Here is a 24,061-nt window from a genome sequence, read left to right on the forward strand (position 1 = left end):
TCCAATGAGGGATATTCACATTCAAAAGAACCACATATTGCGCTGACCTACCAGCTTTGCCGCATATGACGGTGCGACCGGCGTAATACGACCTTCACCCCCGTAGCGGATTAAGCTAGACCACCTGCAACCCGTATCTGCAGTCAAAGGAACCATGCCCATGACCGGTTTTTTCACCACCCCCCTGTCCGAAGCCGATCCCGAAATCTTTGGGTCCATCACAGACGAGCTGGGCCGCCAGCGTAACGAGATCGAACTGATCGCCTCCGAGAACATCGTCTCTGCGGCTGTTATGGCGGCGCAAGGGTCGGTGATGACCAACAAATACGCCGAAGGGTACCCGGGCCGTCGCTATTATGGCGGGTGTGAATTTGTCGACGTCGCAGAAAATTTGGCGATTGAACGCGCCTGCAAACTGTTCAACTGCGACTTCGCCAACGTGCAGCCGAACTCTGGCTCGCAGGCAAACCAGGGCGTGTTCACCGCGCTGCTGCAACCCGGCGACACAATTCTGGGCATGAGCCTGGACGCTGGCGGCCACCTGACCCACGGGGCCAAGCCAAACCAATCCGGCAAATGGTTCAACGCCATCCAGTACGGCGTGCGCAAGGAAGACAATCTGCTCGACTATGATCAGGTCGAAGCGCTCGCAAAAGAGCACCAGCCAAAAATGATCATCGCAGGGGGCTCTGCCATCCCGCGCCAGATCGATTTCAAACGCATGCGCGAAATCGCCGATATGGTCGGTGCCTACCTGCACGTAGACATGGCGCATTTTGCCGGTCTGGTTGCAGCGGGCGAACACCCCTCGCCCTTCCCCCATGCACATGTGGCCACAACCACAACACACAAAACCCTGCGCGGCCCGCGCGGCGGCATGATCCTGACCAACGACGAAGCGCTGGCCAAAAAGTTCAACTCGGCCATCTTCCCCGGCATTCAGGGTGGCCCGCTGATGCATGTCATCGCTGCCAAAGCCGTGGCCTTTGGCGAAGCGCTGAAGCCCGAGTTCAAGACCTACATCCAGCAGGTCGTCAAAAACGCCCAGGCTCTCAGCGACCAGCTGATCAAAGGCGGGCTCGACACGATCACCCACGGCACTGACACGCACCTGTTGCTGGTCGACCTGCGTCCAAAAGGCGTCAAAGGCAACGACACCGAAAAGGCACTGGGTCGTGCACATATCACCTGCAACAAGAACGGCGTGCCGTTTGACCCTGAAAAGCCCATGGTCACCTCCGGTATCCGTCTTGGCTCGCCCGCTGCAACCACCCGCGGATTTGGTGAGGATGAATTCCGCCAGATCGCCGACTGGATCATCGAAGTCGTCGACGGGCTGGCCGCCAACGGGGCCGACGGCAACGCCGACGTCGAAGCAAAAGTCAAAGCCGAAGTCGAAGCGCTTTGCGCCCGCTTCCCGATCTACCCCGACCTCTAAGGTAACGCGCCCCTTGCCCTTCCAAATGGCCTAAAATCCCGGGGGGCCCGCAAGGGCGGGGCAGCGCCCCACCAACGCCTTACGCAAAAGCCCCGCCTGCATTTCTGCGGCGGGGCTTTTGTTATTGTGCAGCTTCTCTACCTGTCGCGTCAGATGTACCCGCGCCACCATAGAAAGGTGATAAAGGCGACCGCGACGAACAACAGGTTGAACGCCACGCTGGCGGTAAGGTGCAGCAACCGGTCCTTGCGCCGCTCGACCACGTCGATGCCTTCGATGTGGGTCATCACCTCGGCATAGGCGACCTGCGTCGTCGCACCGTCAAGCTGTCGTGCCACCTTGGGGTTGCGCGACATAAAGACCGCCTGCGCAAAGACTTTGCCCTGGCGCTGCACCCGCGCTGGCAAGCGGCGTCCGGCACGGGCCAGCGCATGAGAGACATCGCGCCCCTGCACGCCCAATTTATCCTGCAACCCGCGCTGCAATTCCTGTGCTTTGTTATCTAGGTCTTTTTGATCCAACATGGGCCGACCTTAAACGCTCTGGCACATTGGCCGCAATGGTCCTACATCTTTGGGCATGTTGAATTATACCGAATATGGCACCGCTACCGACGCCCCCGCCCTGTTGATCGTGCATGGCCTGTTCGGGTCTGGGCGCAACTGGGGTGTGATTGCCAAACGTCTGTCCGACCAGCGCCACGTGATCACGGTCGACATGCGCAACCACGGGGACAGCCCGCGTGCGCAAAGCCAAAGCTACCCCGAGATGGCGACTGATCTGGCCGAGGTAATACAACACCTTGGCGCGCCGATGGATGTCTGCGGGCATTCGATGGGCGGCAAGGCCGCGATGATGCTGGCCTTGAACCACCCCGAACTGGTGCACCGACTGGTGGTGGCCGATATCGCCCCCGTCACCTATGGCCACAGCCAGCAGGAATTTATCGACGCGATGCGCAGCGTTGATCTGGCCACGCTCACCCGCCGCTCTGACGCGGCTGAGCAACTGGCCGCTGCTGGCGTTGAGCCCGCGCTACAAAGCTTTTTTACCCAGTCACTGGATGTGCCCAACAAGACGTGGAAGCTCAATCTTGATGTGCTTGAAGCCGATATGTCCAAAATCGTCGGCTGGCCCGACGGGGTGGACGGGCAATATGAGGGGGCGACGCTGTTTTTGTCCGGCGGTGCCTCGGCCTATGTCAAATCCGAAGATCGCCCCGTCATCAAGGGGCTGTTCCCGCAGGCCCGCTTTGCCAAACTGCCGGGCGCCGGCCACTGGCTACATGCGGAAAAGCCGCGCGACTTCGAGGCCTCTTTGCGGGCATTTCTGACGCTTGGTTAAGGGAAACCGGCGGTGCGCGGCGTGACGCTGCGTACCTGCTACGCGGGTGTTGCCTGAAAACACGCCCCCTATCCCGATATGCCCCCTTGCACCTCTGTCCCCAAGGCCTATAACGCGGAGAATTTGCAAACATCCGGGGGCCTGAGCCATGCCAAAAAGAACCGATATCCAGTCGATCATGATCATTGGAGCGGGGCCCATTGTCATCGGTCAGGCGTGCGAGTTCGACTACTCCGGCGCGCAGGCCTGTAAGGCCCTGAAAGAGGAAGGCTACCGTGTCATCCTCGTGAACTCCAACCCTGCGACGATCATGACCGATCCGGGGCTGGCAGATGCCACCTACATCGAACCGATTACCCCGGAAATCGTCGCCAAGATCATCGAAAAAGAGCGCCCCGACGCGCTGCTACCCACAATGGGCGGCCAGACCGGGCTGAATACTTCGCTTGCACTCGAAGAGATGGGTGTGCTGAAAAAATTCAACGTCGAGATGATCGGCGCAAAGCGCGAAGCCATTGAAATGGCAGAAGATCGCAAACTTTTCCGCGAGGCGATGGACCGGTTGGGCATCGAAAATCCCAAGGCAACCATCGTCACAGCGCCGGTTGCGGCGAGCGGCAAAAAGGACCTTGCAGCAGGGGTTCAGCTGGCGCTGGACGCGCTGGACTATGTCGGCCTGCCCGCGATCATCCGACCTGCCTTTACCATGGGCGGCACCGGCGGTGGCGTGGCCTATAACCGCGACGATTACGAATTCTACTGCCGCTCGGGCATGGACGCGTCGCCAATGGGGCAAATCCTGATCGACGAAAGCCTGCTTGGCTGGAAAGAGTTCGAAATGGAGGTGGTGCGCGACACCGCTGACAATGCGATCATCGTTTGCTCGATCGAGAACATCGATCCGATGGGTGTACACACAGGCGATTCGATCACCGTGGCCCCTGCCCTGACGCTGACCGACAAAGAATACCAGATCATGCGCAACCACTCGATCGCCGTGCTGCGCGAGATCGGCGTAGAGACCGGCGGCTCGAACGTACAATGGGCCGTGAACCCCGCTGACGGGCGCATGGTTGTGATCGAAATGAACCCCCGCGTGTCGCGGTCCTCGGCGTTGGCCTCCAAGGCGACAGGTTTCCCGATTGCCAAGATCGCAGCCAAGCTGGCTGTCGGCTTTACACTCGATGAACTCGACAACGACATCACCGGTGTGACGCCTGCCTCATTCGAGCCGACAATCGACTATGTCGTCACCAAAATCCCGAAGTTCGCGTTTGAAAAATTCCCCGGTTCCGAACCCCATCTGACGACGGCGATGAAATCTGTGGGCGAAGCGATGGCCATTGGCCGCACGATCCACGAGTCGCTGCAAAAGGCGCTGGCGTCGATGGAATCCGGGCTGACCGGCTTTGACGAGGTCGACATTCCCGGGCTCGACAGCGATCTGCCCGCCGATGCGGCGCAGAACGAAGCCGCCCTGATTGCCGCCATCAGCAAGCAAACTCCGGACCGGATGCGCACCATTGCGCAGGCGATGCGTCACGGTATGTCCGATGTGGATATCCACGGCGTCACCATGTTCGATCCATGGTTCCTTGCCCGCATCCGCGAGATCGTCGACGCCGAAGCCGAGGTTCGCAAGGATGGTCTGCCGCTGACTGAATACGGCATGCGCAAGCTCAAGATGATGGGCTTTACCGATGCACGTCTTGGCACGCTGACAGGTCGCGAAGAAGACAACGTGCGCCGTGCCCGTCTGAACCTTGGCGTCAAGGCCGTGTTCAAACGCATCGACACCTGCGCTGCCGAATTCGAAGCGCAAACACCCTATATGTATTCCACCTACGAGGCACCGGCCTTTGGCGAGGTCGAATGCGAAGCCCGCCCTAGCGATCGTAAGAAAGTCGTCATTCTGGGCGGTGGTCCGAACCGGATCGGCCAAGGGATCGAGTTTGACTATTGCTGCTGTCACGCCTGCTATGCGCTGACCGACGCGGGCTATGAAACCATCATGGTCAACTGTAACCCTGAAACCGTGTCGACCGACTATGACACGTCGGACCGGCTGTATTTCGAACCCGTCACCTTTGAACATGTGATGGAAATTCTGCGGGTCGAACAGGAAAACGGCACGCTACACGGCGTCATCGTCCAGTTTGGTGGCCAGACGCCGCTGAAAATCGCGCAAGCGCTGCAAGAGGCCGGCATCCCGATCCTTGGCACCACGCCCGACATGATCGACCTTGCCGAAGACCGCGAGCGCTTCCAGCAGCTGGTACAATCGTTAGGCCTGAAACAGCCGCATAACGGGATCGCCCACTCGGACGCCCAAGCGCTTGAGATTGCAGCCGACATCGGCTTCCCGCTGGTGATCCGCCCGTCGTATGTTCTGGGTGGCCGCGCAATGGAAATCGTCCGCGATCAGGCCAGCCTTGAACGGTATATCCGCGAAGCCGTTGTCGTATCAGGCAAAAGCCCCGTGTTGCTGGACCACTACCTGTCCGGTGCGGTCGAACTTGACGTAGATGCGCTGTCAGACGGCACAGACGTCCATGTCGCGGGCATCATGCAGCACATCGAAGAGGCCGGGGTGCACTCGGGCGATAGCGCCTGTTCGCTGCCGCCCTATTCACTGAGCCGCGACATCATCGCAGAGGTCGAAAAACAGACCAAGGCGTTGGCGCTGGCGCTGAACGTTGTCGGCCTGATGAACATCCAGTTTGCGGTTAAGGATGGCGAAATCTACCTGATCGAAGTCAACCCGCGTGCCTCGCGCACCGTCCCGTTTGTTGCCAAGGCGACGGACAGCGCGATTGCGTCAATCGCGGCGCGGATCATGGCTGGTGAAAAGCTGTCGGCCTTCCCATTGCGTGCGCCCTACCGTGATGATGCCGCTTATGACGACGTACTGCCCTTGGGCGATCCGATGACGCTGGCCGATCCGAACATGCCTTGGTTCTCGGTCAAAGAAGCGGTGCTTCCCTTTGCACGTTTCCCCGGTGTCGACACGCTGCTAGGGCCAGAAATGCGGTCCACTGGCGAAGTCATGGGCTGGGACCGCGACTTCCCGCGTGCCTTCCTGAAGGCCCAGATGGGTGCCGGCAACCCGCTGCCGCGGTCGGGCTGTGTGTTCTTCTCGGTCAAGGATATGGACAAGTCAGAAGAGATGCTGACCGCCGCCCGCATCTTGCTGGACCAAGGGTTCACACTGCGCGCCACCCGCGGCACTGCAGCTTGGCTTACAGAGCATAACATCGCCTGCGAGATCGTGAACAAGGTCTATGAGGGCCGTCCGAACATCACCGATATGATGAAGGACGACGCGATCCATCTGGTGCTGAACACCACCGAAGGCACGCAAGCGGTTGAGGATAGCAAATCCATCCGCTCTATCGCGCTGTATGACAAGATCCCGTATTTCACCACGGCTGCCGGTGCCTATGCCGCTGCGTTGGCCATCAAGGCGCAAGCCGAAGACGAAATCGGCGTTAAATCGCTTCAGGGGTAAACGCCCTCCTGGACCTGCGCCGCGCCGGATTGCTTGGCGCAGGTCCCCCCGTTCCTCCCCCTCATTGTCCCCTGCCCTTGCCTGCCAGCCCTCGCTGGTCTTGACCCGGCAGCCGTTCTTTGGCCTACTCGGACAACGCTGAAAAAGGTTTACCCATGTACACACCCGCCATTACTGGTAGCGGCATTTTTACGCCGGAACAGGTCATCACCAACGCCGAGTTGGTCAAGGCGTTCAACGCCTATGCCGATCTGTACAACCTCGAGCATGCCGCCGAGATCGAGGCAGGAGAGCTGCCTGCGAAAGAACATTCCTCGGAGGAGTTCATCGTCAAGGCATCGGGCATCGAGCAGCGCTATGTCATGGATAAGACGGGTATTCTTGACCCCAAAGTGATGCACCCGCTGCTGCGTCAGCGATCAGATGACGAACCCGGCCTGATGGCCGAGATGGCGCTGGATGCGGCGCAAAAGGCGCTAAAACAGGCAGGCAAGACTGCCGCTGATGTGGATGCCGTGATCTGCGCCGCGTCGAACCTTGAACGGGCTTATCCGGCCGTCGCGATCGAAATCCAGCAGTTGCTGGGCATCAACGGCTTTGCCTTTGACATGAACGTTGCCTGTTCGTCGGCGACGTTTGGCGTCCAGGCCGCCGCTGACATGGTCCGGTCGGGATCGATCCGGTCGGCTTTAGTGGTCTGCCCTGAAATCTGTTCTGCCCACCTGGAATGGCGCGACCGGGACTGCCACTTTATCTTTGGCGACGTGGCAACGGCTGTGTTGATCGAACGCGCCGAGGATGCGGCTGGCCCCTATTTTGAAATCAAATCAACCCGTTGCGCGACCGAGTTTTCGAACAACATCCGCAACAACAACGGCTTTTTGCGTCGCTCGCGCCCCGATGGCGTGGCAGACCGGCGTGACATGCAGTTCATGCAAAACGGACGTAAAGTGTTCAAAGAAGTGCTGCCCATGGTCGCCGAACACATCGCGGGCCACTTGGCCCACGAAGGGGTCGAGGCCGCGGACCTGAAGCGTCTCTGGCTGCATCAGGCGAACAAATCGATGAACGACTTTATCGGTCGAAAAGTGCTTGGGCGTGAGCCCGAAGCAGGCGAGCAGCCGAATATCCTGCAAGATTACGCCAACACATCTTCTGCCGGATCCATTATCGCGTTTTCAAAATATTCTGACGATCTGGTCGATGGTGATACCGGCCTGATCTGTTCGTTCGGAGCTGGCTATTCGGTAGGCTCCGTTCTGGTCCAGCGTCGCGGCTAGATCAGATGCGGCCCACCGTTCGTCGCCGCGACGGTGGGTCATTTCTGCAGCGGTCTGGACGGTTTCTTGATGGTTGCGCCAACTGGTACATCCCGATCTTGAACGCGGCGGCTGCCTGACGCTAAAGAGGGCCATGGCAAAGCTTTATTTTCATTATTCGACCATGAACGCGGGCAAATCGACCGTGCTGTTGCAGGCGGCGCATAACTATGTCGAACGCGGCATGGTGCCTTATCTGATGACCGCGAAATTCGACAATCGCGCGGGCGACGGGCGCATCGCGTCTCGCATCGGCATCGGGCATGAGGCCGACACCTTCGAGACAGGCGAAGATTTGCTGGCCAAGATTGAACAGCGTCTCGCCTCCGGCCCTTGCGCCTGCATCTTTATCGACGAGGCACAGTTTCTAAGCCCCGATCAGGTCTGGCAACTGGCGCGTGCGGTGGATGATCTGGGCGTGCCGATCATGTGCTATGGTCTACGCGTGGATTTCCGCGGTCTGCTGTTCCCCGGGTCTGCGACCTTGCTGGCACTGGCAGATGAAATGCGCGAGGTCCGCACAATTTGCCACTGCGGTAAGAAGGCGACGATGGTGGTGCGGCAAGATGCGCAGGGTGGCGCGATCAAGGAAGGCGCACAGGTGCAGATCGGCGGCAACGAGACCTATATCTCTCTGTGCCGCCGTCATTGGCGCGAGGCCGTGGGCCGTTAAACGAGGTTCGGAGGCGTTTCGCCCGCGACGCCAGCTTTCAAATTCTCAACCGCCATCATCCACATATCCACACGCACCTCCCGCGAGGACGTGCCCAAATGCGGCAATAGCACCACGTTATCCATATCCCGCAACGCCTGCGGCACCTTGGGTTCAAATTCGTAAACATCTAGCCCTGCGCCACCGATGGTGCCGGCCTGAAGTGCCTTGATTAAGGCGGGTTCGTCCACGATATTGCCCCGTGCGATATTGATCAGATACGCATGGGGCTGCATCGCCGCCAGAACATCCGCGTTGATCAGGTGCTGGGTGTCGTCCCCACCAGGTACCGCGATGACGACAACATCAACCGCGGCCACCAAGCGTTTGAGGTCGTTAATGTGTTCAGCCGGATAGGCGACGCTTTTGGCACTGCGGCTAAAGTATTTCACGTCCATCGAGAAGCCGTAGTGACAGCGTCGCGCAACCGCTTGGCCAATCCGCCCCATCCCGACGATCCCGACGGTTTTGCCTGTCAGATGCATCCCGAGTAGCTGCGAAGGCTCCCAGCCGGACCATTCGCCTGACCGCACCAGCCGTTCGCCTTCCCCCGCACGCCGCGCTGCCATCAGCATCAACGTCATCGCGATATCGGCCGTGGCATCTGTGACGGCACCGGGCGTGTTCGAGACCTGAAGCCCCGCCGCTTTCGCCGCATCCACATCAATGTGGTTATACCCTACCCCAAAATTGGCGAGCATTTTACAGCGCGGCATCCCCACCTTGCGAAAGACATCGGACGAAAACCGATCGCCCAAGGTGGCCAGCACCCCGTCATAGTCGCGCAGCGCGTCCTGCATCTCGGCGACTGTCAGCGGGGCGCTGTCGTCTCGGTAGGTCACATCAAAATCCGACAGGGCAGCATGTACTTCTGGCGGGGCGGGGCGGGCGATCAAGAGCTTGGTCAATGCAGGCGTCCTCCGTTCGGGGTGGGTTGCGTCGGGCGCATCAACACGATCGCCCCGTTCTCATCTGGCACCCCAAGCACCAGCACTTCGGACATGAACGGCCCGATCTGGCGCGGGGGGAAGTTAACCACCCCCATCACCTGCGTACCGATCAAAGCGTCGGGCGTGTAATGCACCGTGATCTGAGCCGAGGTTTTGCGCTCTCCGATCTCGGGGCCGAAGTCGATCCACATCTTGATCGCGGGCTTGCGGGCCTCGGGAAAGGGTTCGGCACGGGTGACCGTCCCGACCCTGATGTCGACTTTCATAAAGTCCTCAAAGCTGATCTCAGCCATTCGAGAGCTCGCGCGAGCGATCAGCAGCAGCTGCCACCGCGCGCTTGAGCAAGACAGGGAAGCCGTCTGTCTCGTTCATCAACACGTCCAGCGCCGCCTGCGTGGTGCCGTTGGGGCTGGTGACGTTTACGCGCAGCTCGTCGGGGCCTTCGTCGGCGGATTTGGCCAGCGCCCCTGCCCCTGCGACCGTGGCCGTGGCGAGCTTCAGCGCCAGTTCGGGGCTGAGCCCTTGTGCGACGCCGCCTGCGGCCATTGCCTCGATCATGTGGAAAACATACGCCGGACCCGAGCCGCTGACCCCTGTCACCGCATCAATCTGCGCCTCTTCGTCCAACCGGACAACATCGCCCACGGCCGACAGCAGCTCTTCGGCCTCGTCCATGCCTTTGGCGTCTACATGGGCATTGCCGACGATCGCGGTGATGCCTTGGCTGATGGCAGCCGGTGTGTTGGGCATGGCGCGCACGATGGGCGTTTGTTCACCCAGCGTTTTCTCGAATGTCGCGATGGTGGTGCCGGCTGCAACGCTGACGAACACTGTCTTGCCGTTGCCCATGGCCTGCAACGTGGGCAGTGCGTCGCCCATCATCTGCGGCTTGACGGCGACAAGCACAACCGCCGGTTCTTTGGGCAGATCGACGTTCAACTGCACGCCCTGCTCTTTCAACCAATCAGAGGGTTTCGGATCGATAACATAAACCGAAGATGTCGGAAGCCCGCGTGCCAGCCAGCCAGCCAGCATCGCAGACCCCATCTTGCCACAGCCCAGTAGAACCAAACCGTCTTTGGCGATGCGCGTATCTTTCATATCGGTACCCCTAAATTAACGTTTCGGGGATACACCTATGCGTGGCCGTACGCCTCTGCAATGGCAACCTGAAGGGCTTGTCGGGGCGTCTGATCGCCCCAAACCGCCAGTTGCACCGCGGGATAATACCGTTCTGCGTTGGTCACAGCGGCGTTAATCATGGTATCAATCTGCTGCGCAGAGGCGTCCTGACCACCAGCAAGAACCAGCCCATAGCGGTACACCATCAGCTTTTGTTCCGGCCAATATGTGAATGCGCCGGTCCAGCACTGGTCGTTCATATCGTTCAACAGGTGGTACAGTACGGGCAGCTTTTCGGCAGGCGGGTCCATTTCAAACGTGCAAACAAGGCGCAGTGTTTCATCGTATGCCGACCACGCGAGGGTGATGGAATAGGTACGCCACTGCCCTTCGACAGCCATAGCGATCTGTTCATCCGAGATACGGTCGAAATCCCAATCATGGAACGCCGCAAGATTCTCTACGATGTCGATGGGGTGAATGTCTTCTTCAAGATACTGCTCTGTCAGGGCCATGTGGTCACCTCTTTCGATCCGGGTATTCATATGCGCAGGCACATCAATACATGGGTGCATCTACCATAATTCGCTGAAGTCATCAGCGACCTATACCAAATATGGTGCGCGTTACGCGACTATGAGGCAAGTCTTTTTCTGGGGGTAACCACGAAAGGTAGGGGATAACCTCAGTATCTTGTGGATAAATGCAGGATAAACCGCAATCTGTAGCGCCTGCCGCCCGAATGGCAGCAATCACGACAGAATCGCCACCCCAAAAACAAAGACACCCGCCGGAAGGGCGGGTGTGGGTCACATTTCACAAAGGCCGAAAAATCGGCGCAGGGCGTTACCCCTTGTTTTCCATCGCATCGAGCCGCGATTTCAGGGCTTCGTTCTCTTCGCGGGCCTTTTGGGCCATCGCACGGACCGCATCGAATTCTTCGCGGGTGACGAAATCACGGTCTGCCAGCCAACGGTCCAGCATCCCCTTCATCGCGGTCTCTGCTTCGGTTTTTGCCCCTTGGGCCACGCCCATGGCATTTGTCATCATCTGCGAGATGTCGTCGAAAATCTTGTTGCGCGTTTGCATGGTCATTCTCTCCTGATCGGCTGTTGGTCACTATATGGTGTGCAATGTGGCTTCTCGCAAGGTTGACTTCCGTTTGCGGTCAGGCTCAATCAGCGCATGAACGCAATGCTCCCCTTCCCCGACCTGTCACCCGAGATATTCTCGTTTACCTTATTTGGCATGACCGTCGCCCTGCGCTGGTATGCGCTGGCCTATATTGCCGGCATCCTGATCGGCTGGCGTATCGTTGTACGCGCCGTTGAGCGGCCTTCGCTTTGGGCGGGCAACACCCCCGTTATAACCAAGCAGCAAGTCGAGGATTTGCTGTTCTGGGTCATACTCGGCGTCATTCTGGGCGGACGTCTGGGGTATGTGCTGTTCTATCAACCGGGCTATTACCTTAGCAACCCGGCACAGATTTTGCGTATCTGGGAAGGCGGGATGTCGTTCCACGGCGGCGCGCTTGGGGTGATTTTTGCAGCCATCGCGTTTACCAAACGGCATGGCATCAGCACAATCTCCACCGGCGATGTCGTCGCTCTGGGCCTCGCGCCCGGCCTGTTTCTGGGGCGTCTGGCAAATTTTATCAACGCAGAGCTTTGGGGCCGCCCGACTGACCTGCCGTGGGGCGTGGCCTTTCCGACCGTGGCGGCGCAGGACTGTCCCAATATCGCGACGATCTGCGCGCGGCACCCTTCGCAATTGTACGAAGCACTGCTTGAGGGGCTGATCCTTGGTGCGCTGCTGATCTATCTGGCATGGCGGCGCGGCGGGTTGAAATCCGAAGGGTTGATCGGGGGCGTCTTTCTGGCTGGATACGGGGCCGCGCGGTTTGCCGTTGAATTTGTGCGCCAACCCGATGCGCAATTCGTCAGCGCCGATAATCCGCTGGGACTGGCCTGGCATGTGGGCGGCTGGGGCCTGACCATGGGCCAACTGCTGAGCCTGCCGATGATCGCGATCGGACTGTTTTTCATTCTGCGGGCAAAGCGCAACGCATGACGACCCTGCGCGACACGATTCAGACCCGCATCGCGTCCAATGGACCGATGCGGATCGACGAATACATGGCCACCTGCTTGCTGCACCCAACGCAGGGGTATTACACCACCCGTGACCCCTTTGGCGCACAGGGCGATTTCACCACCGCCCCCGAAATCAGTCAGATGTTCGGAGAGCTGTTGGGCCTGTGTCTGGCGCAATGCTGGATCGCCCAAGGTGCACCCAAAGCCTTTACTCTGGCAGAGCTAGGCCCCGGTCGTGGCACCCTGATGGCAGATATGCTGCGGGCCGCGCGTAAAGTCCCCGGCTTTGCGGATGCCGCACAGATCACCTTGATCGAGGCATCACCGACGCTGCGCGATGTACAGGCCAAGACGCTTGCCGGACATCAGGTGACCTGGGCTGATGGCACCGCCGACCTGCCCGACCAGCCCCTGTATTTGGTGGCAAATGAATTCTTCGACGCGCTGCCTATCCGCCAGTTTGTCCGCGGGGAAACATCGTGGCGCGAACGGCAGATTGGGTTGGCCGACGGGGCACTGACCTTTGGCTTGGGTCCAGAATTGCCGCAGCCAGCATTAGCCGACCGGCTGGCGGATACCACGCCCGGTGATCTGGTAGAGGAATGCACCCAGCTTGCCCCACTGCTGCACCCTGTGTCTGACCGGATCGCAGCCCATGGCGGGGCCGCGCTAATCGTCGACTATGGCGATTGGCACAGTCTGGGCGACACGTTGCAAGCTTTGCAGGGGCACGAAAAGACCGATCCGCTGACAGCACCGGGTCAGGCCGATTTGACAGCGCACGTCGATTTTGAAAAGCTTGCCCTAGCAGCGGCTCCGGCCAAGCACACACGTATCACCCCGCAAGGTGTTTTTCTTGAGCGCCTCGGGATCACGCAACGCGCACAAACCCTTGCCAAGGGCATGACAGACGACGCGCTGAACAGCCATATCGCCGCACATAAACGCTTGACGCATCCGTCAGAAATGGGAAATTTGTTTAAAGTGATGGGGATTTACCCGCCGCACCAGAACCCGCCCCCAGGATTGGAACCATGACGCTGGAAATACTCACCTCCGATAGTCTGGGCGATGTGCGCCACGGATTCTTCACCCGTCGCGGGGGCGCGTCGTCTGGTGTGTTTGCGGGGCTGAACTGCGGAGTTGGCAGTTCGGATCAGCGCGAGATCGTAGAGATTAACCGCGCCCGCGTCGCTGACGCGATGGAGGTCGCGCCGGATCATCTGGTCGGCGTGCACCAGATTCATTCAGCGACTGTGGTCAGCGTCACTGTCCCCTTGAATGAAAAGCCCCGCGCCGATGCCTTGGTCACGGCAACACCGGGCTTGGCGCTGTCGATCCTGACCGCCGATTGCCAGCCTGTTCTATTCCACGACAGCGAAGCCGGCGTCATCGGGGCCGCACATGCAGGATGGCGCGGCGCGCTGGACGGTGTGTTGACCGCAACCGTCGATGCGATGGAAGACCTAGGGGCGACACGCGAAAATATCACTGCTGTAATCGGCCCCTGCATCAGCCAGCGCGCCTATGAAGTCGGTCCAGAGTTCATCGATGCTTTTTTGGCCGAAGACCCGACATACGCCCGCTATTTCGCCAACGGCACAGACGGCCGCATGCAATTTGACCTTGCTGGCTTTGGCCTGAACCGTCTGCGTGCGGCGGGCGTGGGCCATGCGGAATGGACGCGGCACTGCACCTATAGCGACGCGGATCGTTTTTATTCCTATCGTCGCAGCACGCACGCGAAAGAAGCCGATTATGGCCGCTTGATCGCAGCGATCGTGCTCTAGCACTCTGAAATTGGGCGGCAATGTGACAAGCACCTGCCCAATTTTCGCCGCACAAACGGCTTGCCCCCGCGCCAGACCACGCCACTTTTCTACCTGAGGTCCTAATTTTAAGGGTCCGCAGCGTTTTCAGCCGCGTGCCGCAAAGCTGTTCAAATCCGCTACAAATTTTCGGCTTTTTTTCCTTAAACGCCCCATCCATGCCCAAAATCATTTGCATAATGATCCTAACGAACGGGCACTGCCCATAGACAGTAGGATACAGAGCATGAAAACCAACGCACGCTTCATCAAATCGGTTATCGACGCTTCCAACAAAGAAGGCGTCGCCCTGCCTTGGTCCCGTGGCACACGTCGCGCTGCTTTCATCGCAAAGCGCGCTGCCACGCAATCGCACCAAAAGGCCGCCTGAGCTTCACGGGGCTGGCAAGACGTATCGCGCCCTGCAGCGGCTCTACCGGCGCGACAGCCTTTTCTGTCGACCTAGGCGGCGCACCCACTGGTCTGGCCACACGCCTTACGCGCAGGGTGCCACGCGCCCATTCATCTGGATCGCACATGCTTCAGCGGGGGTGAGAAACATGGAATCGATCATCTAGAGGTCATATCATGACATTACACACTGCCCCTGATTTCATCCCCTCCAATACACACACGCCGCATTCGCAGACGGCCTCTCGTTCGGTTCTGCGCGATGCCCGTGCGCGATCGGGTGGCCGCACCCGGGCCTATGAAATCGCGGCATTGCGACCGGACGGAACTGTCTTTGTCACCGAAGGCTACGCCCCTGCAACCCCGCTGTTCGAAGAACCGTTTTCGGCTTTTGCCCGCGGCACATTGATCCGTACGCCCCAAGGCGAAACCCCTGTCGAAGACCTATGCCCCGGCGACCGGATCGTACGCGCCGACGGAACCGAGGCCCCCCTGCTGTGGATCGGATCAAGCAAATTTGTCCCCGCCGATACTGGTCATCGCACCCCTTGGGTACGGGTGATGGCGGATAGTCTGGGGCTGTCACGTCCGTCCAGTTTCCTGACCTTCGGTCCTGCCGCACGCATTCTACACACGCCACAAAACTTGCGCGGCGCGGCACCGGGACACAAAGTCTTTACCCTGATGCGCGATCTCGTGGACGGCGTAAATATCATCGAGATCCAGCCCCCCACCCCCGTCCGGCTGTATCATCTGGGTTTGGCGCGCCATGCAGCCATCAGCGTGAGCGGCCTCGAGATGGAAACATTCCACCCCGGCCCCGCCACGATCGCGGCCCTGCCGCTGCATCAACGCGATGCATTTCTGTCGATGTTTCCACATATCGGCGCGGCAACGGGTTTTGGCCCGCTGTGTTACCCGCGGGCGTAAGGCCGAAGTTGGGCGTTCTATCTTGGGCGAAACGCCTTAGGGCGCGTTTTTCAGACGGCTTTCCAGCACATCAAAGGGCACACCCGGTTCGTCCTTGGCCGGCCGGATCACAAGGCTGGTCTTGACGCTTTCGACATTTGGGGTGGTCAGCAGTTGGCCCGTTAGAAAGCTCTGAAAGCTAGACAAGTCCGGTGCAACGCATTTCAGCAGGAAATCCACCTCGCCGTTCAACATATGACATTCGCGGACAAGCGGCCAGTTGCGGCATTTTTCCTCGAAAGCGGTTAGATCAGTTTCAGCCTGGCTGGCCAGTCCGACCATCGCAAACACCTGTACCTCGAACCCGAGTTCGCGCGCATTTACGTTGGCATGATAGCCTCGGATATAGCCGCTTTCCTCGAGGGTTCGGACCCGACGCAAGCACGGCGGTGCAGAGATGCCGACGCGTTTCGCCAACTCGACGTTGGTCATGCGTCCATCTGCCTGCAATTCGGCTAAAATTTTCCGATCAATCGGATCAAGCCGCGTCCCTGCCATAATACCCCCATAGGATTTTCAATTGTTATAGCACCAACAACGTTGGACGCAATAATCTTTCGCCGGTGCGCAATGTTCTGAATTCAAGCAAAAATCAACCGCATTTTCGATGACGGTGATCTTTGCATGGCGGATATGCAAACTTGGGGTTTAAGGCAACACGAGCGGCGTCTATATCGGTTGGAACGCAACATATAATATACCCTGGGGTTCTTTATCATGGCCGAAACACGCGAAACCAAGCTCTTGATCATCGGCTCCGGCCCTGCGGGATACACTGCGGGCGTTTATGCCAGCCGCGCAATGTTGAACCCGATCCTTGTGCAAGGCATCGAACCGGGCGGGCAGTTGACCACCACAACCGAGGTCGAAAACTGGCCCGGTGACAGCGAGGTTCAAGGCCCTGACCTGATGATCCGCATGCAGGACCACGCCAAGGCGATGGGAACCGAAATCATCGGCGATATCATCACCGATCTGGACCTGTCCAGCCGCCCCTTCCACGCCAAAGGCGACAGCGGCACAACCTATGTTGCCGATGCGGTGATCCTTGCGACGGGTGCGCGTGCGAAATGGCTGGGACTGGAAACCGAAGAGAAGTTTAAAGGCTTTGGCGTTTCGGCCTGTGCCACCTGTGACGGCTTTTTCTATCGCAATCAGGAAATTGTGGTTATCGGCGGCGGTAACACCGCCGTAGAAGAAGCGCTGTTCCTGACCAACTTTGCGTCCAAAGTCACGCTGATCCACCGTCGCGACGAGTTGCGCGCCGAGAAGATCCTGATCGACCGTCTGATGAAAAACCCCAAGATCGAACCGCTGTGGTTCCACCAGCTGGACGAAGTCTATGGCACCGACGCGCCGCTTGGCGTTGAAGGTGTGAAGGTCAAACATGTGGAAACTGGCGAGATTACCGACATCCCCTGTAAAGGTGTGTTCGTCGCCATCGGCCACGCGCCCGCGAACGAATTGGTCAAGGATACGCTGGAAACGCATATGGGCGGCTATGTCGTCACCAAGCCTGACAGCACTGAAACCTCTGTGCCGGGCGTTTTCGCCGCTGGCGATCTGACCGACCATAAATACCGTCAGGCTGTGACCAGCGCTGGCATGGGCTGCATGGCCGCGCTCGAGGCTGAACGATTCCTCGCAGAGGTCGGCGACGACTCCGGCAAGGACACATCTCTGCCGCTTGGCTATGGGGCCGAGGTAAAAGACGACGCATAACGTTCGCCCTGAATGGCATTTGCTGGGATAAGATTGGCTTTTCCCAGCAAAAAACACGTCACTGTCCGTAATTCGCCATAAACCGGCGGCAAAGGTTGCCTAGCCTAAGCTGGGCGGTCTATCAGCCCGAATATCCGAATTTGAACCCAAAATATTGCGAGACGCCCATGCAAACGCCCAACCTTGCTCCGATCCCTGAACTTTATGTCTCTTACGATTCGGCGCAAAAGCTGAAGGTGGAAGCTGGCGATCTGGTCAGCCATGACCTGACGCCGCGCCAGATCTGCGATCTAGAGCTGCTGATGAACGGTGGCTTTAACCCTCTTAAGGGTTTCTTGACCGAAGAAGACTATGACGGTGTTGTCGAAAACATGCGTCTGGCGGACGGGTCGCTTTGGCCGATGCCGATCAACCTTGATGTGTCGGAAAAATTCGCTGAAGGGCTCGAGCTTGGGCAGGACATCGCGCTGCGCGATCAGGAAGGCGTGATCTTGGCGGTGATGACCGTCACCGACCGTTGGGTCCCGAATAAGGCCCGCGAGGCAGAGAACGTGTTTGGCGCGGACGATAGCGCGCATCCGGCGGTGAACTATCTGCACAACACCGCGGGCAGCGTCTATCTGGGCGGTCCCGTGACCGGCATCCAGCAGCCGGTACACTATGATTTCAAGGCGCGTCGCGACACGCCGAACGAGCTGCGCACCTATTTCCGCAAGATGGGCTGGCGCAAGGTTGTGGCCTTCCAGACCCGCAACCCCCTGCACCGTGCGCACCAGGAACTGACCTTCCGCGCCGCACGCGAAGCACAGGCTAACCTGTTGATCCACCCCGTTGTCGGCCTGACCAAGCCCGGCGATGTGGACCACTTTACCCGCGTGCGCTGCTACGAGGCAGTGCTGAACAAGTACCCAGCTGCTACCACCGCGATGAGCCTTCTGAACCTTGCGATGCGCATGGCCGGCCCGCGCGAGGCCGTGTGGCACGGTCTGATCCGCAAGAACCACGGCTGCACCCATTTCATCGTGGGCCGCGACCACGCGGGCCCCGGCAAGAACTCTGCCGGTGACGATTTCTATGGTGCCTATGACGCGCAGGACCTGTTCCGTACCCATGAGGAAGAAATGGGCATCGAAATGGTCGACTTCAAACATATGGTTTGGGTGGCCGAGCGCGCACAATACGAGGCGATTGACGAGATCGATGACAAGGATGACATCACCATCCTCAACATCTCGGGCACAGAGCTGCGCCGCCGTCTGCAGGAAGGGCTGGAAATCCCCGAGTGGTTCTCCTTCCCCGAGGTGGTCGAAGAGCTGCGCCGCACCAAGCCCCCGCGCAACAAGCAGGGCTTTACGGTCTTCTTCACCGGCTTCTCCGGTTCGGGAAAGTCGACGATCGCCAACGCTTTGATGGTCAAATTGATGGAAATGGGCGGCCGTCCCGTCACGCTGCTGGATGGTGATATCGTCCGTAAGAACCTGTCGTCGGAACTGGGCTTTAGCAAAGAGCACCGCGATCTGAACATCCGCCGCATCGGCTATGTCGCGTCCGAGATCACCAAGAACGGCGGCATCGCCATCTGCGCGCCCATTGCGCCTTACGCCACCACCCGCCGCGCCGTGCGCGAAGACGTGGAAAGCTTTGGTGCCTTCGTCGAGGTGCATGTCGCCACCTCCATCGAGGAATGCGAACGCCGCGACCGCAAGGGTCTGTACAAGCTGGCCCGCGAAGGCAAGATCAAGGAATTCACAGGAATTTCAGACCCCTATGACGTCCCCGCCGACCCCGAACTGCGCGTTGAAACAGAGAATGTCGACGTCGACAACTGCGCGCATCAGGTGCTGCTCAAGCTGGAAAGCATGGGGCTGATCAAGGGGTAAACCTTCGTCGCACCGATCCTACAAAGGCCAGCCTCGACGGGCTGGCCTTTTTCCTTGGTGCCGGTGAACTTTGCGTACAAAAAAGGCCGCGAAATCGCGACCCTTTTCGTCAAAATTTAACTGTTACTGCTTAATGCACCATCACGGGCGCATAGTCGTGATCGCGTGCAAGGCTAAACGCAAGCTTGCGGTCACCGACCAGCGCCAGCTGCTGCCCTTCGGCGTCATGCACGGCGTAAAGCTGTTTCAGCCCTTCCGCCTGCTCGCGCACCTCTAGGGGAAGGTCGGACACAGCGATCATCTTGACGTAGACGGTGCGATCTTGGACATGCGTTTCTTCGTTATGCATTTTATTCCCCTTTTCTGATCTTGATGGTCTGAACGACCTTTTCGGGTTTGGCGCGGGTCAGATCTACATGAAGCAGACCATTTTCAATCAGCGCTTCACCGACATCTACGCCATCTGCCAGCACGAAAGACCGCTGGAACTGTCGCGCCGCAATACCGCGGTGCAGAAAGATACGCTCGTCTTGCGCGTCGACCTGCCGGCCACGGATCACAAGCTGTCTATCCTCAACGGTTATCGACAGATCTTGTTCCGCAAAACCTGCAACCGCAAGCGTGATGCGATAACTATAATCGGAAGTTTGTTCGATATTGAACGGTGGATAGCCTTCGTTTCCGGCCTTTGCCGTACGTTCCATCACCCGTTCCAACTGTTCAAAACCCAGCATATGCGGGTATGAAGCCAGCGTTAATTTGGTCATAAGACACGTCCTTTAGGATAAGCGACAGTCAGTCATCTGGCCCCGCAATCGGCGACCTGTTTCAAATATGGGGGGCAAGGGGGCAGGACGCAAGGGCTATGCCTTTGATTTGCAAACGCCTATATTCACAAGCCTAGATATAGCAAGAATCAGCCAGCCTTATGAATCCTCCCTCCGATCTGTCGATGAAGAATGACGATGTCCTGCGTGTCGAGCTTGAGGTTTTCCGCCGCGAGCATCGCGATTTGGACGACGCCATTCACGCGCTGATCGACAAAGGCACCGGGGATCAACTGACGCTGCAGAGGCTGAAAAAACGCAAGCTGCGGATGAAAGACCTGATTGCGCAGATCGAAGACCGGCTGACCCCCGATATTACCGCATGACAGCGCCCGCCAGCGGATTGCCACGCGGGCGATCATGGCTATAGTGCGCGCTTCTTATACGCTCTAGCAAAGGCCCTTTTCATGGAAAATCCACCTGTCGGCATCATCATGGGCTCGCAGTCCGATTGGGCAACCATGCGCGAGGCAGCGACGCTGCTGGATGAACTTGGCATCGTTTACGAGACCAAGATCGTATCGGCACATCGCACGCCTGACCGGTTGTGGAGCTATGGCAAGACTGCCGCTGATCGTGGCCTGCAGGTCATCATCGCTGGTGCAGGCGGTGCGGCGCATTTGCCCGGCATGATGGCGTCCAAGACCCGCGTGCCCGTGATCGGCGTTCCGGTCCAGACAAAGGCGCTGTCGGGCGTCGATTCGCTTTATTCGATTGTACAGATGCCGCGCGGTTTTCCGGTCGCGACCATGGCAATCGGTGCGGCCGGTGCCGCCAACGCCGCGCTGATGGCGGCGGGTATTCTGGCGCTGCAGGACCCCGCACTTGCCGCCCGTCTTGATGCCTGGCGCGATGCGCTGAGCGCGTCCATCCCAGAGGAGCCGTCGAATGACTGAAGCATTGCAAACAGGCGCGACCATCGGGATTTTGGGCGGCGGACAATTGGGCCGTATGCTTGCCGTTGCAGCGGCGCGTCTCGGGTTTCGCACTCATATCTTTGAACCCGGTGCCAACCCGCCTGCGGGCGATGTCGCCCATGCGCTGACCACCGCCGGATATGAAGATGTCGACGCGCTGACCGCCTTTGCCAAATCGGTTGATATTGTCACGTTCGAGTTCGAGAACATCCCAACTGACGCGCTGGACGTGATTGAAAATATTACCCCCATCCGTCCCAACCGCGAGGCCCTGCGGACCAGTCAGGACCGTTTGGTTGAAAAGCAGTTCCTTGAAGGCTTGGGGCTGACCGTTGCCCCCTTTGCCGATATCGCCAATGCGGCCGATCTGGATGCTGCGATGACGACCATCGGCGCGCCGTCGATTCTGAAGACCCGCCGATTTGGCTATGACGGCAAGGGCCAGTCGCGTCTGCGCAGCACGGATGATGCGGCGGGTGCGTTGGCAGATATGGCGGGTAATCCCGCCGTGCTCGAAGGGTTCGTGAACTTCACCGCCGAAGTGTCGGTCATTGCCGCGCGCAGCCCATCGGGCGAGGTGGCCTGTTTCGATCCCGGTGAGAATGTGCACCGCGACGGCATCCTGCACACCACCACGGTCCCTGCCCGCCTGACCGCAGCGCAGCGCATGGACGCGGTACTTCTTGCCGCCAAGATACTGAATGCGCTCGATTATGTCGGTGTTCTTGGGGTCGAGCTTTTCGTCACGCGACAGGGATTCATCGTGAACGAGATCGCGCCACGGGTCCATAACTCGGGCCACTGGACGCAGAACGGCTGTGCGGTGGACCAGTTTGAACAGCATATCCGTGCCGTGGCCGGATGGCCGTTAGGCGATGGCAGTCGCTATGCCGATGTGGTGATGGAGAACCTGATTGGCGATGACATGGACCGCGTGCCCGAGCTGGCCAAACAGCGCGAAACGGCGCTGCATCTTTACGGTAAGGCGGATGTTAAACCGGGGCGGAAGATGGGCCATGTGAACATTGTCAAACGGCCAAGCTGACCCAGAACTTACCTGACAAACCGCGCCGCGATATCACCGGTCATATAGCTCACGCGCCCGCCCGCCATGGTCATGGCGACGCGGCGTGTTTGCGCATCCAACACCAGTAGATCGGCGCGTTTGCCTGTGGCGATTTCACCGCGATCCGACAGCCCCAGCACCGCCGCGGGACCGCCAGAGACCAGATGCCATGCCTGCGCCAAAGACAACACACCGCTGTCGGCCAGCATGAACGCCGCACGTCGTGGCGAGGGGTAGTGATAGTCGGACGCCAGGGCCGCGCCTACGCCCATCGTGATCAAATCCACCGCCGAGACATTGCCGTTATGTGATCCGCCGCGCACCACGTTGGGCGACCCCAGCACGACGTGATCCCCGCCCGCCGCTGCGGCTTCCGCAGCCTCCAGTGTTTCGGGGAACTCGGCGACGCGAACCCCGCGTTTGCGCCAGACTGCGCGGCCGTCGGCGGTAGTGTCATCGTGGCTGCCCATCTGGATGCCACGCCCCGCCAAAACTTTGCACAGCCAGTCCAGCGCACCTGGCACGTCCGCGCTTTGGGCATGTAGGTCCTGCATCATCCGCAGGTGGTCATCGGGGTTACGCCCCGCCTTGAGCGCTTGGCCGACCATACGTTTGGGGACCTGCCCTTTCGCCAACCTGTCGTGAGGCAGATGGTCGTTGAACACGATATAGGACAGTCCCCAATCGGCCATACGCTCGGGCAGATCGGCGAAAAGGTCCAGTAGATGCGTTTCTAGCCGAAGTTGTCCGCGTAGATCGGTCACCAGCGTATCAGATACACTTTGGATCGCGCCGAACACTTGATCGGCAAACTCATATCCGCGCAAGCCGCCTTCCCAGCTGATAAATTGCGCAAGAACGGCGGTGGTGATCCCATTGGCCGCCAGTTCTGCCTCGGCTGCGACCAGCCCTTCATACATGGTTTTCATCGCACCGCGACGGGGGGCCAGATGCCGTTCGAACCCGTCACCGTGTACGTCTACGATTCCCGGCATGATGATATAGCCGCGCAGATCGACGCTGGCGGGTTGCGGGGTTTCGGTGATGCGCCCTTCGGAAACAGCCAGCGGACGGGCCTCTAGCGTTTGCGCACCCAAGACCTGTGCGCCGGTAAATTCAACGTTCAGCATCGTCAGCCTCGTGTCCCGGCAGGCAAGCCCCGTCGGGGCATCCAATTGAATCGAGCACGGCGTCCACGAACCCCAGCGACCGGTCGAATTTGCCCTTGTCCAGATAGGTCATCGTCTGGGCGATCACCGTGGGGTTCATCATCATGAAAGTATGCGTGACCGGCAGCATCAGAAAATCCCGCATGCCGTCGACCCGCGCGGATTGCACCGACACCTTGCCATCATCCCGCCCCGGCAGCAGCGACGAGAAATAGGGGTTCAGCGATTGCGTCCCCGCGATCACGCCCAGATCAAAGGTGACGGGCGGCAGGCGCAGCGGGAGCGAATTGTCGCCCGTGCCCATCTGCGCCCCTGCCGGACCGTTCATCCAGTCGAATGCCGCGAGATCGCCGAGCGTGTCTACGACCTCGCTGCCGTGGTTGGGCGGGGCCAGCATGACCACACGGCCAACGCGGGCATCGCCCGTTTCGGCCACCCACTGACGCAAGAGGATGCCGCCCATGGAATGGGTCACGAAATCAACCGATGCCGTACCGCAGGCAGCAACCGCATCGGGCAAGGTGCGGCGGGTCAGCTCTTCGACGGGGGCAGTGGTTGACGGGTAGCCGGGGCGCACGACGGTGTAGCCTTCGGTTTCCAGCGCGGCTTCCATCAAAGCGAATGACGTTTCTGTTCGGGCGAGCCCGTGCAAGAGCACCACGCAACGTCCCTCACCCGCCGCAGAAAGCGTTGACTGCGCCTGCGCCATGCCCGACAGCACAGCGAGCGAGAAAGTGATTGTGACCAGTGTTTTCATAGCTAGGGTCAAATAGACTGAAAACGCCGCATGTGAAATACTTTGACGC

The 24,061-nt window shown here is 59.4% G+C and carries 26 protein-coding genes; 15 read left to right on the forward strand and 11 right to left on the reverse strand.

Annotated elements, in window-relative coordinates:
* Positions 1 to 160 precede the first annotated feature (160 nt).
* On the forward strand, positions 161 to 1,438 hold the full coding sequence (glyA, locus tag ACVBAU_RS14220) for a serine hydroxymethyltransferase (RefSeq protein ID WP_093733512.1): 1,278 nt from the start codon (positions 161 to 163) through the stop codon (positions 1,436 to 1,438).
* 149 nt (positions 1,439 to 1,587) lie between these two features.
* On the opposite strand, the gene ACVBAU_RS14225 is transcribed toward glyA, so the two are convergent.
* Positions 1,588 to 1,962 (reverse strand): hypothetical protein, encoded by a 375-nt coding sequence (locus ACVBAU_RS14225; RefSeq protein ID WP_448326835.1) that lies wholly within the window; start codon positions 1,960 to 1,962, stop codon positions 1,588 to 1,590.
* Positions 1,963 to 2,017: 55 nt separating this feature from the next.
* Here ACVBAU_RS14225 and ACVBAU_RS14230 point away from each other — a divergent pair, with 55 nt between their 5' ends.
* The 4 genes from ACVBAU_RS14230 (at position 2,018) to ACVBAU_RS14245 (ending at position 8,282) form a co-directional block, all read left to right on the forward strand.
* Complete coding sequence (locus tag ACVBAU_RS14230) at positions 2,018 to 2,782, forward strand: alpha/beta fold hydrolase (protein ID WP_448329007.1); 765 nt, start codon at positions 2,018 to 2,020, stop codon at positions 2,780 to 2,782.
* Between the two features lie 148 nt (positions 2,783 to 2,930).
* Positions 2,931 to 6,290 carry a carbamoyl-phosphate synthase large subunit gene (carB, locus tag ACVBAU_RS14235; protein WP_448326836.1) on the forward strand — a complete coding sequence of 1,120 codons (3,360 nt, stop codon included), beginning with the start codon at positions 2,931 to 2,933 and terminating at the stop codon, positions 6,288 to 6,290.
* A gap of 155 nt (positions 6,291 to 6,445) precedes the next feature.
* Positions 6,446 to 7,570, forward strand: a complete 1,125-nt coding sequence (locus ACVBAU_RS14240) for a beta-ketoacyl-ACP synthase III (RefSeq protein WP_448326837.1) — start codon at positions 6,446 to 6,448, stop codon at positions 7,568 to 7,570.
* Between the two features lie 133 nt (positions 7,571 to 7,703).
* Positions 7,704 to 8,282 (forward strand): thymidine kinase, encoded by a 579-nt coding sequence (locus ACVBAU_RS14245; protein WP_138922746.1) that lies wholly within the window; start codon positions 7,704 to 7,706, stop codon positions 8,280 to 8,282.
* On the opposite strand, the gene ACVBAU_RS14250 is transcribed toward ACVBAU_RS14245, so the two are convergent.
* From ACVBAU_RS14250 to ACVBAU_RS14270, 5 genes are all read right to left on the reverse strand, one after another.
* Entirely contained in the window at positions 8,279 to 9,229 is a 951-nt protein-coding gene (locus ACVBAU_RS14250) for a 2-hydroxyacid dehydrogenase (protein WP_448326838.1), read from the reverse strand. The genes ACVBAU_RS14245 and ACVBAU_RS14250 overlap by 4 nt on opposite strands.
* Positions 9,226 to 9,564, reverse strand: a complete 339-nt coding sequence (locus ACVBAU_RS14255; RefSeq protein ID WP_448326839.1) for a tRNA-binding protein — start codon at positions 9,562 to 9,564, stop codon at positions 9,226 to 9,228. Before ACVBAU_RS14255 ends, ACVBAU_RS14250 begins: the two co-directional genes overlap by 4 nt.
* Positions 9,557 to 10,372 carry a pyrroline-5-carboxylate reductase gene (gene proC, locus ACVBAU_RS14260; protein WP_138922743.1) on the reverse strand — a complete coding sequence of 272 codons (816 nt, stop codon included), beginning with the start codon at positions 10,370 to 10,372 and terminating at the stop codon, positions 9,557 to 9,559. The genes ACVBAU_RS14255 and proC overlap by 8 nt, the downstream gene beginning before the upstream one ends.
* Before the next feature lie 35 nt (positions 10,373 to 10,407).
* Positions 10,408 to 10,908, reverse strand: a complete 501-nt coding sequence (locus ACVBAU_RS14265) for a type III secretion system chaperone family protein (RefSeq protein WP_093731921.1) — start codon at positions 10,906 to 10,908, stop codon at positions 10,408 to 10,410.
* A 331-nt stretch (positions 10,909 to 11,239) separates the two neighbouring features.
* A complete protein-coding gene (locus tag ACVBAU_RS14270) occupies positions 11,240 to 11,482 on the reverse strand; it encodes an accessory factor UbiK family protein (protein WP_093731947.1) in 243 nt (80 codons plus the stop codon).
* Between the two features lie 96 nt (positions 11,483 to 11,578).
* Between ACVBAU_RS14270 and lgt the strand changes: the two genes are divergently transcribed.
* From lgt to ACVBAU_RS14295, 5 genes are all read left to right on the forward strand, one after another.
* Positions 11,579 to 12,463 carry a prolipoprotein diacylglyceryl transferase gene (lgt, locus tag ACVBAU_RS14275; protein ID WP_138922742.1) on the forward strand — a complete coding sequence of 295 codons (885 nt, stop codon included), beginning with the start codon at positions 11,579 to 11,581 and terminating at the stop codon, positions 12,461 to 12,463.
* Positions 12,460 to 13,524, forward strand: a complete 1,065-nt coding sequence (locus ACVBAU_RS14280) for a class I SAM-dependent methyltransferase (protein ID WP_448326840.1) — start codon at positions 12,460 to 12,462, stop codon at positions 13,522 to 13,524. The genes lgt and ACVBAU_RS14280 overlap by 4 nt, the downstream gene beginning before the upstream one ends.
* Positions 13,521 to 14,276 carry a peptidoglycan editing factor PgeF gene (gene pgeF, locus ACVBAU_RS14285; protein WP_138922740.1) on the forward strand — a complete coding sequence of 252 codons (756 nt, stop codon included), beginning with the start codon at positions 13,521 to 13,523 and terminating at the stop codon, positions 14,274 to 14,276. Before ACVBAU_RS14280 ends, pgeF begins: the two co-directional genes overlap by 4 nt.
* A gap of 265 nt (positions 14,277 to 14,541) precedes the next feature.
* Positions 14,542 to 14,685: a hypothetical protein gene (locus ACVBAU_RS14290; protein ID WP_171048880.1), complete on the forward strand. Its 144-nt coding sequence runs from the start codon at positions 14,542 to 14,544 to the stop codon at positions 14,683 to 14,685.
* 197 nt (positions 14,686 to 14,882) lie between these two features.
* Entirely contained in the window at positions 14,883 to 15,635 is a 753-nt protein-coding gene (locus ACVBAU_RS14295; RefSeq protein WP_448326841.1) for a Hint domain-containing protein, read from the forward strand.
* Between the two features lie 36 nt (positions 15,636 to 15,671).
* On the opposite strand, the gene ACVBAU_RS14300 is transcribed toward ACVBAU_RS14295, so the two are convergent.
* Positions 15,672 to 16,172 (reverse strand): Lrp/AsnC family transcriptional regulator, encoded by a 501-nt coding sequence (locus ACVBAU_RS14300; protein WP_138922738.1) that lies wholly within the window; start codon positions 16,170 to 16,172, stop codon positions 15,672 to 15,674.
* A gap of 219 nt (positions 16,173 to 16,391) precedes the next feature.
* Between ACVBAU_RS14300 and trxB the strand changes: the two genes are divergently transcribed.
* Together trxB and ACVBAU_RS14310 are read left to right on the forward strand one after the other, a co-directional pair.
* Positions 16,392 to 17,396 (forward strand): thioredoxin-disulfide reductase, encoded by a 1,005-nt coding sequence (trxB, locus tag ACVBAU_RS14305; protein WP_093731915.1) that lies wholly within the window; start codon positions 16,392 to 16,394, stop codon positions 17,394 to 17,396.
* 167 nt (positions 17,397 to 17,563) lie between these two features.
* Positions 17,564 to 19,276, forward strand: coding sequence for a bifunctional sulfate adenylyltransferase/adenylylsulfate kinase (locus ACVBAU_RS14310; RefSeq protein ID WP_138922737.1), 1,713 nt, complete (start codon positions 17,564 to 17,566; stop codon positions 19,274 to 19,276).
* A 130-nt stretch (positions 19,277 to 19,406) separates the two neighbouring features.
* Here ACVBAU_RS14310 and ACVBAU_RS14315 read toward each other — a convergent pair whose 3' ends face one another.
* Complete coding sequence (locus ACVBAU_RS14315; protein WP_009825186.1) at positions 19,407 to 19,625, reverse strand: DUF1150 family protein; 219 nt, start codon at positions 19,623 to 19,625, stop codon at positions 19,407 to 19,409.
* A gap of 1 nt (position 19,626) precedes the next feature.
* Entirely contained in the window at positions 19,627 to 20,043 is a 417-nt protein-coding gene (locus tag ACVBAU_RS14320) for an Hsp20 family protein (protein ID WP_093731913.1), read from the reverse strand.
* A 161-nt stretch (positions 20,044 to 20,204) separates the two neighbouring features.
* On the opposite strand from ACVBAU_RS14320, the gene ACVBAU_RS14325 reads away from it, so the two are divergent.
* The 3 genes from ACVBAU_RS14325 (at position 20,205) to ACVBAU_RS14335 (ending at position 22,065) form a co-directional block, all read left to right on the forward strand.
* Positions 20,205 to 20,429: a YdcH family protein gene (locus ACVBAU_RS14325; RefSeq protein ID WP_138922736.1), complete on the forward strand. Its 225-nt coding sequence runs from the start codon at positions 20,205 to 20,207 to the stop codon at positions 20,427 to 20,429.
* An 81-nt stretch (positions 20,430 to 20,510) separates the two neighbouring features.
* Complete coding sequence (gene purE, locus ACVBAU_RS14330; RefSeq protein ID WP_171048879.1) at positions 20,511 to 20,999, forward strand: 5-(carboxyamino)imidazole ribonucleotide mutase; 489 nt, start codon at positions 20,511 to 20,513, stop codon at positions 20,997 to 20,999.
* Positions 20,992 to 22,065 carry a 5-(carboxyamino)imidazole ribonucleotide synthase gene (locus ACVBAU_RS14335; protein WP_448326842.1) on the forward strand — a complete coding sequence of 358 codons (1,074 nt, stop codon included), beginning with the start codon at positions 20,992 to 20,994 and terminating at the stop codon, positions 22,063 to 22,065. The genes purE and ACVBAU_RS14335 overlap by 8 nt, the downstream gene beginning before the upstream one ends.
* Positions 22,066 to 22,073: 8 nt before the next feature.
* Here the strand turns inward: ACVBAU_RS14335 and ACVBAU_RS14340 are convergent, their stop codons facing one another.
* Positions 22,074 to 23,216 (reverse strand): alpha-D-ribose 1-methylphosphonate 5-triphosphate diphosphatase, encoded by a 1,143-nt coding sequence (locus ACVBAU_RS14340; protein WP_448326843.1) that lies wholly within the window; start codon positions 23,214 to 23,216, stop codon positions 22,074 to 22,076.
* The gene (locus tag ACVBAU_RS14345) at positions 23,203 to 24,012 is read right to left on the reverse strand and encodes an esterase/lipase family protein (protein ID WP_448326844.1); all 810 of its coding nucleotides are present in this window, start codon (positions 24,010 to 24,012) and stop codon (positions 23,203 to 23,205) included. Before ACVBAU_RS14345 ends, ACVBAU_RS14340 begins: the two co-directional genes overlap by 14 nt.
* Between the last annotated feature and the right edge of the window lie 49 nt (positions 24,013 to 24,061).

It is taken from the genome of Sulfitobacter sp. M13, assembly GCF_053474885.1.

Coding starts and splice junctions, on each gene's coding strand:
- ACVBAU_RS14255 (WP_448326839.1), bottom strand. CDS start 9,564: ATGGCTGAGATCAGCTTTGAGGACTTTATGAAAGTCGACATCAGGGTC.
- ACVBAU_RS14295 (WP_448326841.1), top strand. CDS start 14,883: ATGACATTACACACTGCCCCTGATTTCATCCCCTCCAATACACACACG.
- ACVBAU_RS14325 (WP_138922736.1), top strand. CDS start 20,205: ATGAATCCTCCCTCCGATCTGTCGATGAAGAATGACGATGTCCTGCGT.
- ACVBAU_RS14340 (WP_448326843.1), bottom strand. CDS start 23,216: ATGCTGAACGTTGAATTTACCGGCGCACAGGTCTTGGGTGCGCAAACG.
- ACVBAU_RS14245 (WP_138922746.1), top strand. CDS start 7,704: ATGGCAAAGCTTTATTTTCATTATTCGACCATGAACGCGGGCAAATCG.
- proC (WP_138922743.1), bottom strand. CDS start 10,372: ATGAAAGATACGCGCATCGCCAAAGACGGTTTGGTTCTACTGGGCTGT.
- ACVBAU_RS14265 (WP_093731921.1), bottom strand. CDS start 10,908: ATGGCCCTGACAGAGCAGTATCTTGAAGAAGACATTCACCCCATCGAC.
- purE (WP_171048879.1), top strand. CDS start 20,511: ATGGAAAATCCACCTGTCGGCATCATCATGGGCTCGCAGTCCGATTGG.
- ACVBAU_RS14315 (WP_009825186.1), bottom strand. CDS start 19,625: ATGCATAACGAAGAAACGCATGTCCAAGATCGCACCGTCTACGTCAAG.
- pgeF (WP_138922740.1), top strand. CDS start 13,521: ATGACGCTGGAAATACTCACCTCCGATAGTCTGGGCGATGTGCGCCAC.
- ACVBAU_RS14225 (WP_448326835.1), bottom strand. CDS start 1,962: ATGTTGGATCAAAAAGACCTAGATAACAAAGCACAGGAATTGCAGCGC.
- glyA (WP_093733512.1), top strand. CDS start 161: ATGACCGGTTTTTTCACCACCCCCCTGTCCGAAGCCGATCCCGAAATC.
- ACVBAU_RS14310 (WP_138922737.1), top strand. CDS start 17,564: ATGCAAACGCCCAACCTTGCTCCGATCCCTGAACTTTATGTCTCTTAC.
- ACVBAU_RS14300 (WP_138922738.1), bottom strand. CDS start 16,172: ATGGCAGGGACGCGGCTTGATCCGATTGATCGGAAAATTTTAGCCGAA.
- ACVBAU_RS14230 (WP_448329007.1), top strand. CDS start 2,018: ATGTTGAATTATACCGAATATGGCACCGCTACCGACGCCCCCGCCCTG.
- ACVBAU_RS14335 (WP_448326842.1), top strand. CDS start 20,992: ATGACTGAAGCATTGCAAACAGGCGCGACCATCGGGATTTTGGGCGGC.
- ACVBAU_RS14270 (WP_093731947.1), bottom strand. CDS start 11,482: ATGCAAACGCGCAACAAGATTTTCGACGACATCTCGCAGATGATGACA.
- ACVBAU_RS14280 (WP_448326840.1), top strand. CDS start 12,460: ATGACGACCCTGCGCGACACGATTCAGACCCGCATCGCGTCCAATGGA.
- trxB (WP_093731915.1), top strand. CDS start 16,392: ATGGCCGAAACACGCGAAACCAAGCTCTTGATCATCGGCTCCGGCCCT.
- ACVBAU_RS14240 (WP_448326837.1), top strand. CDS start 6,446: ATGTACACACCCGCCATTACTGGTAGCGGCATTTTTACGCCGGAACAG.
- lgt (WP_138922742.1), top strand. CDS start 11,579: ATGAACGCAATGCTCCCCTTCCCCGACCTGTCACCCGAGATATTCTCG.
- ACVBAU_RS14320 (WP_093731913.1), bottom strand. CDS start 20,043: ATGACCAAATTAACGCTGGCTTCATACCCGCATATGCTGGGTTTTGAA.
- carB (WP_448326836.1), top strand. CDS start 2,931: ATGCCAAAAAGAACCGATATCCAGTCGATCATGATCATTGGAGCGGGG.
- ACVBAU_RS14345 (WP_448326844.1), bottom strand. CDS start 24,012: ATGAAAACACTGGTCACAATCACTTTCTCGCTCGCTGTGCTGTCGGGC.
- ACVBAU_RS14290 (WP_171048880.1), top strand. CDS start 14,542: ATGAAAACCAACGCACGCTTCATCAAATCGGTTATCGACGCTTCCAAC.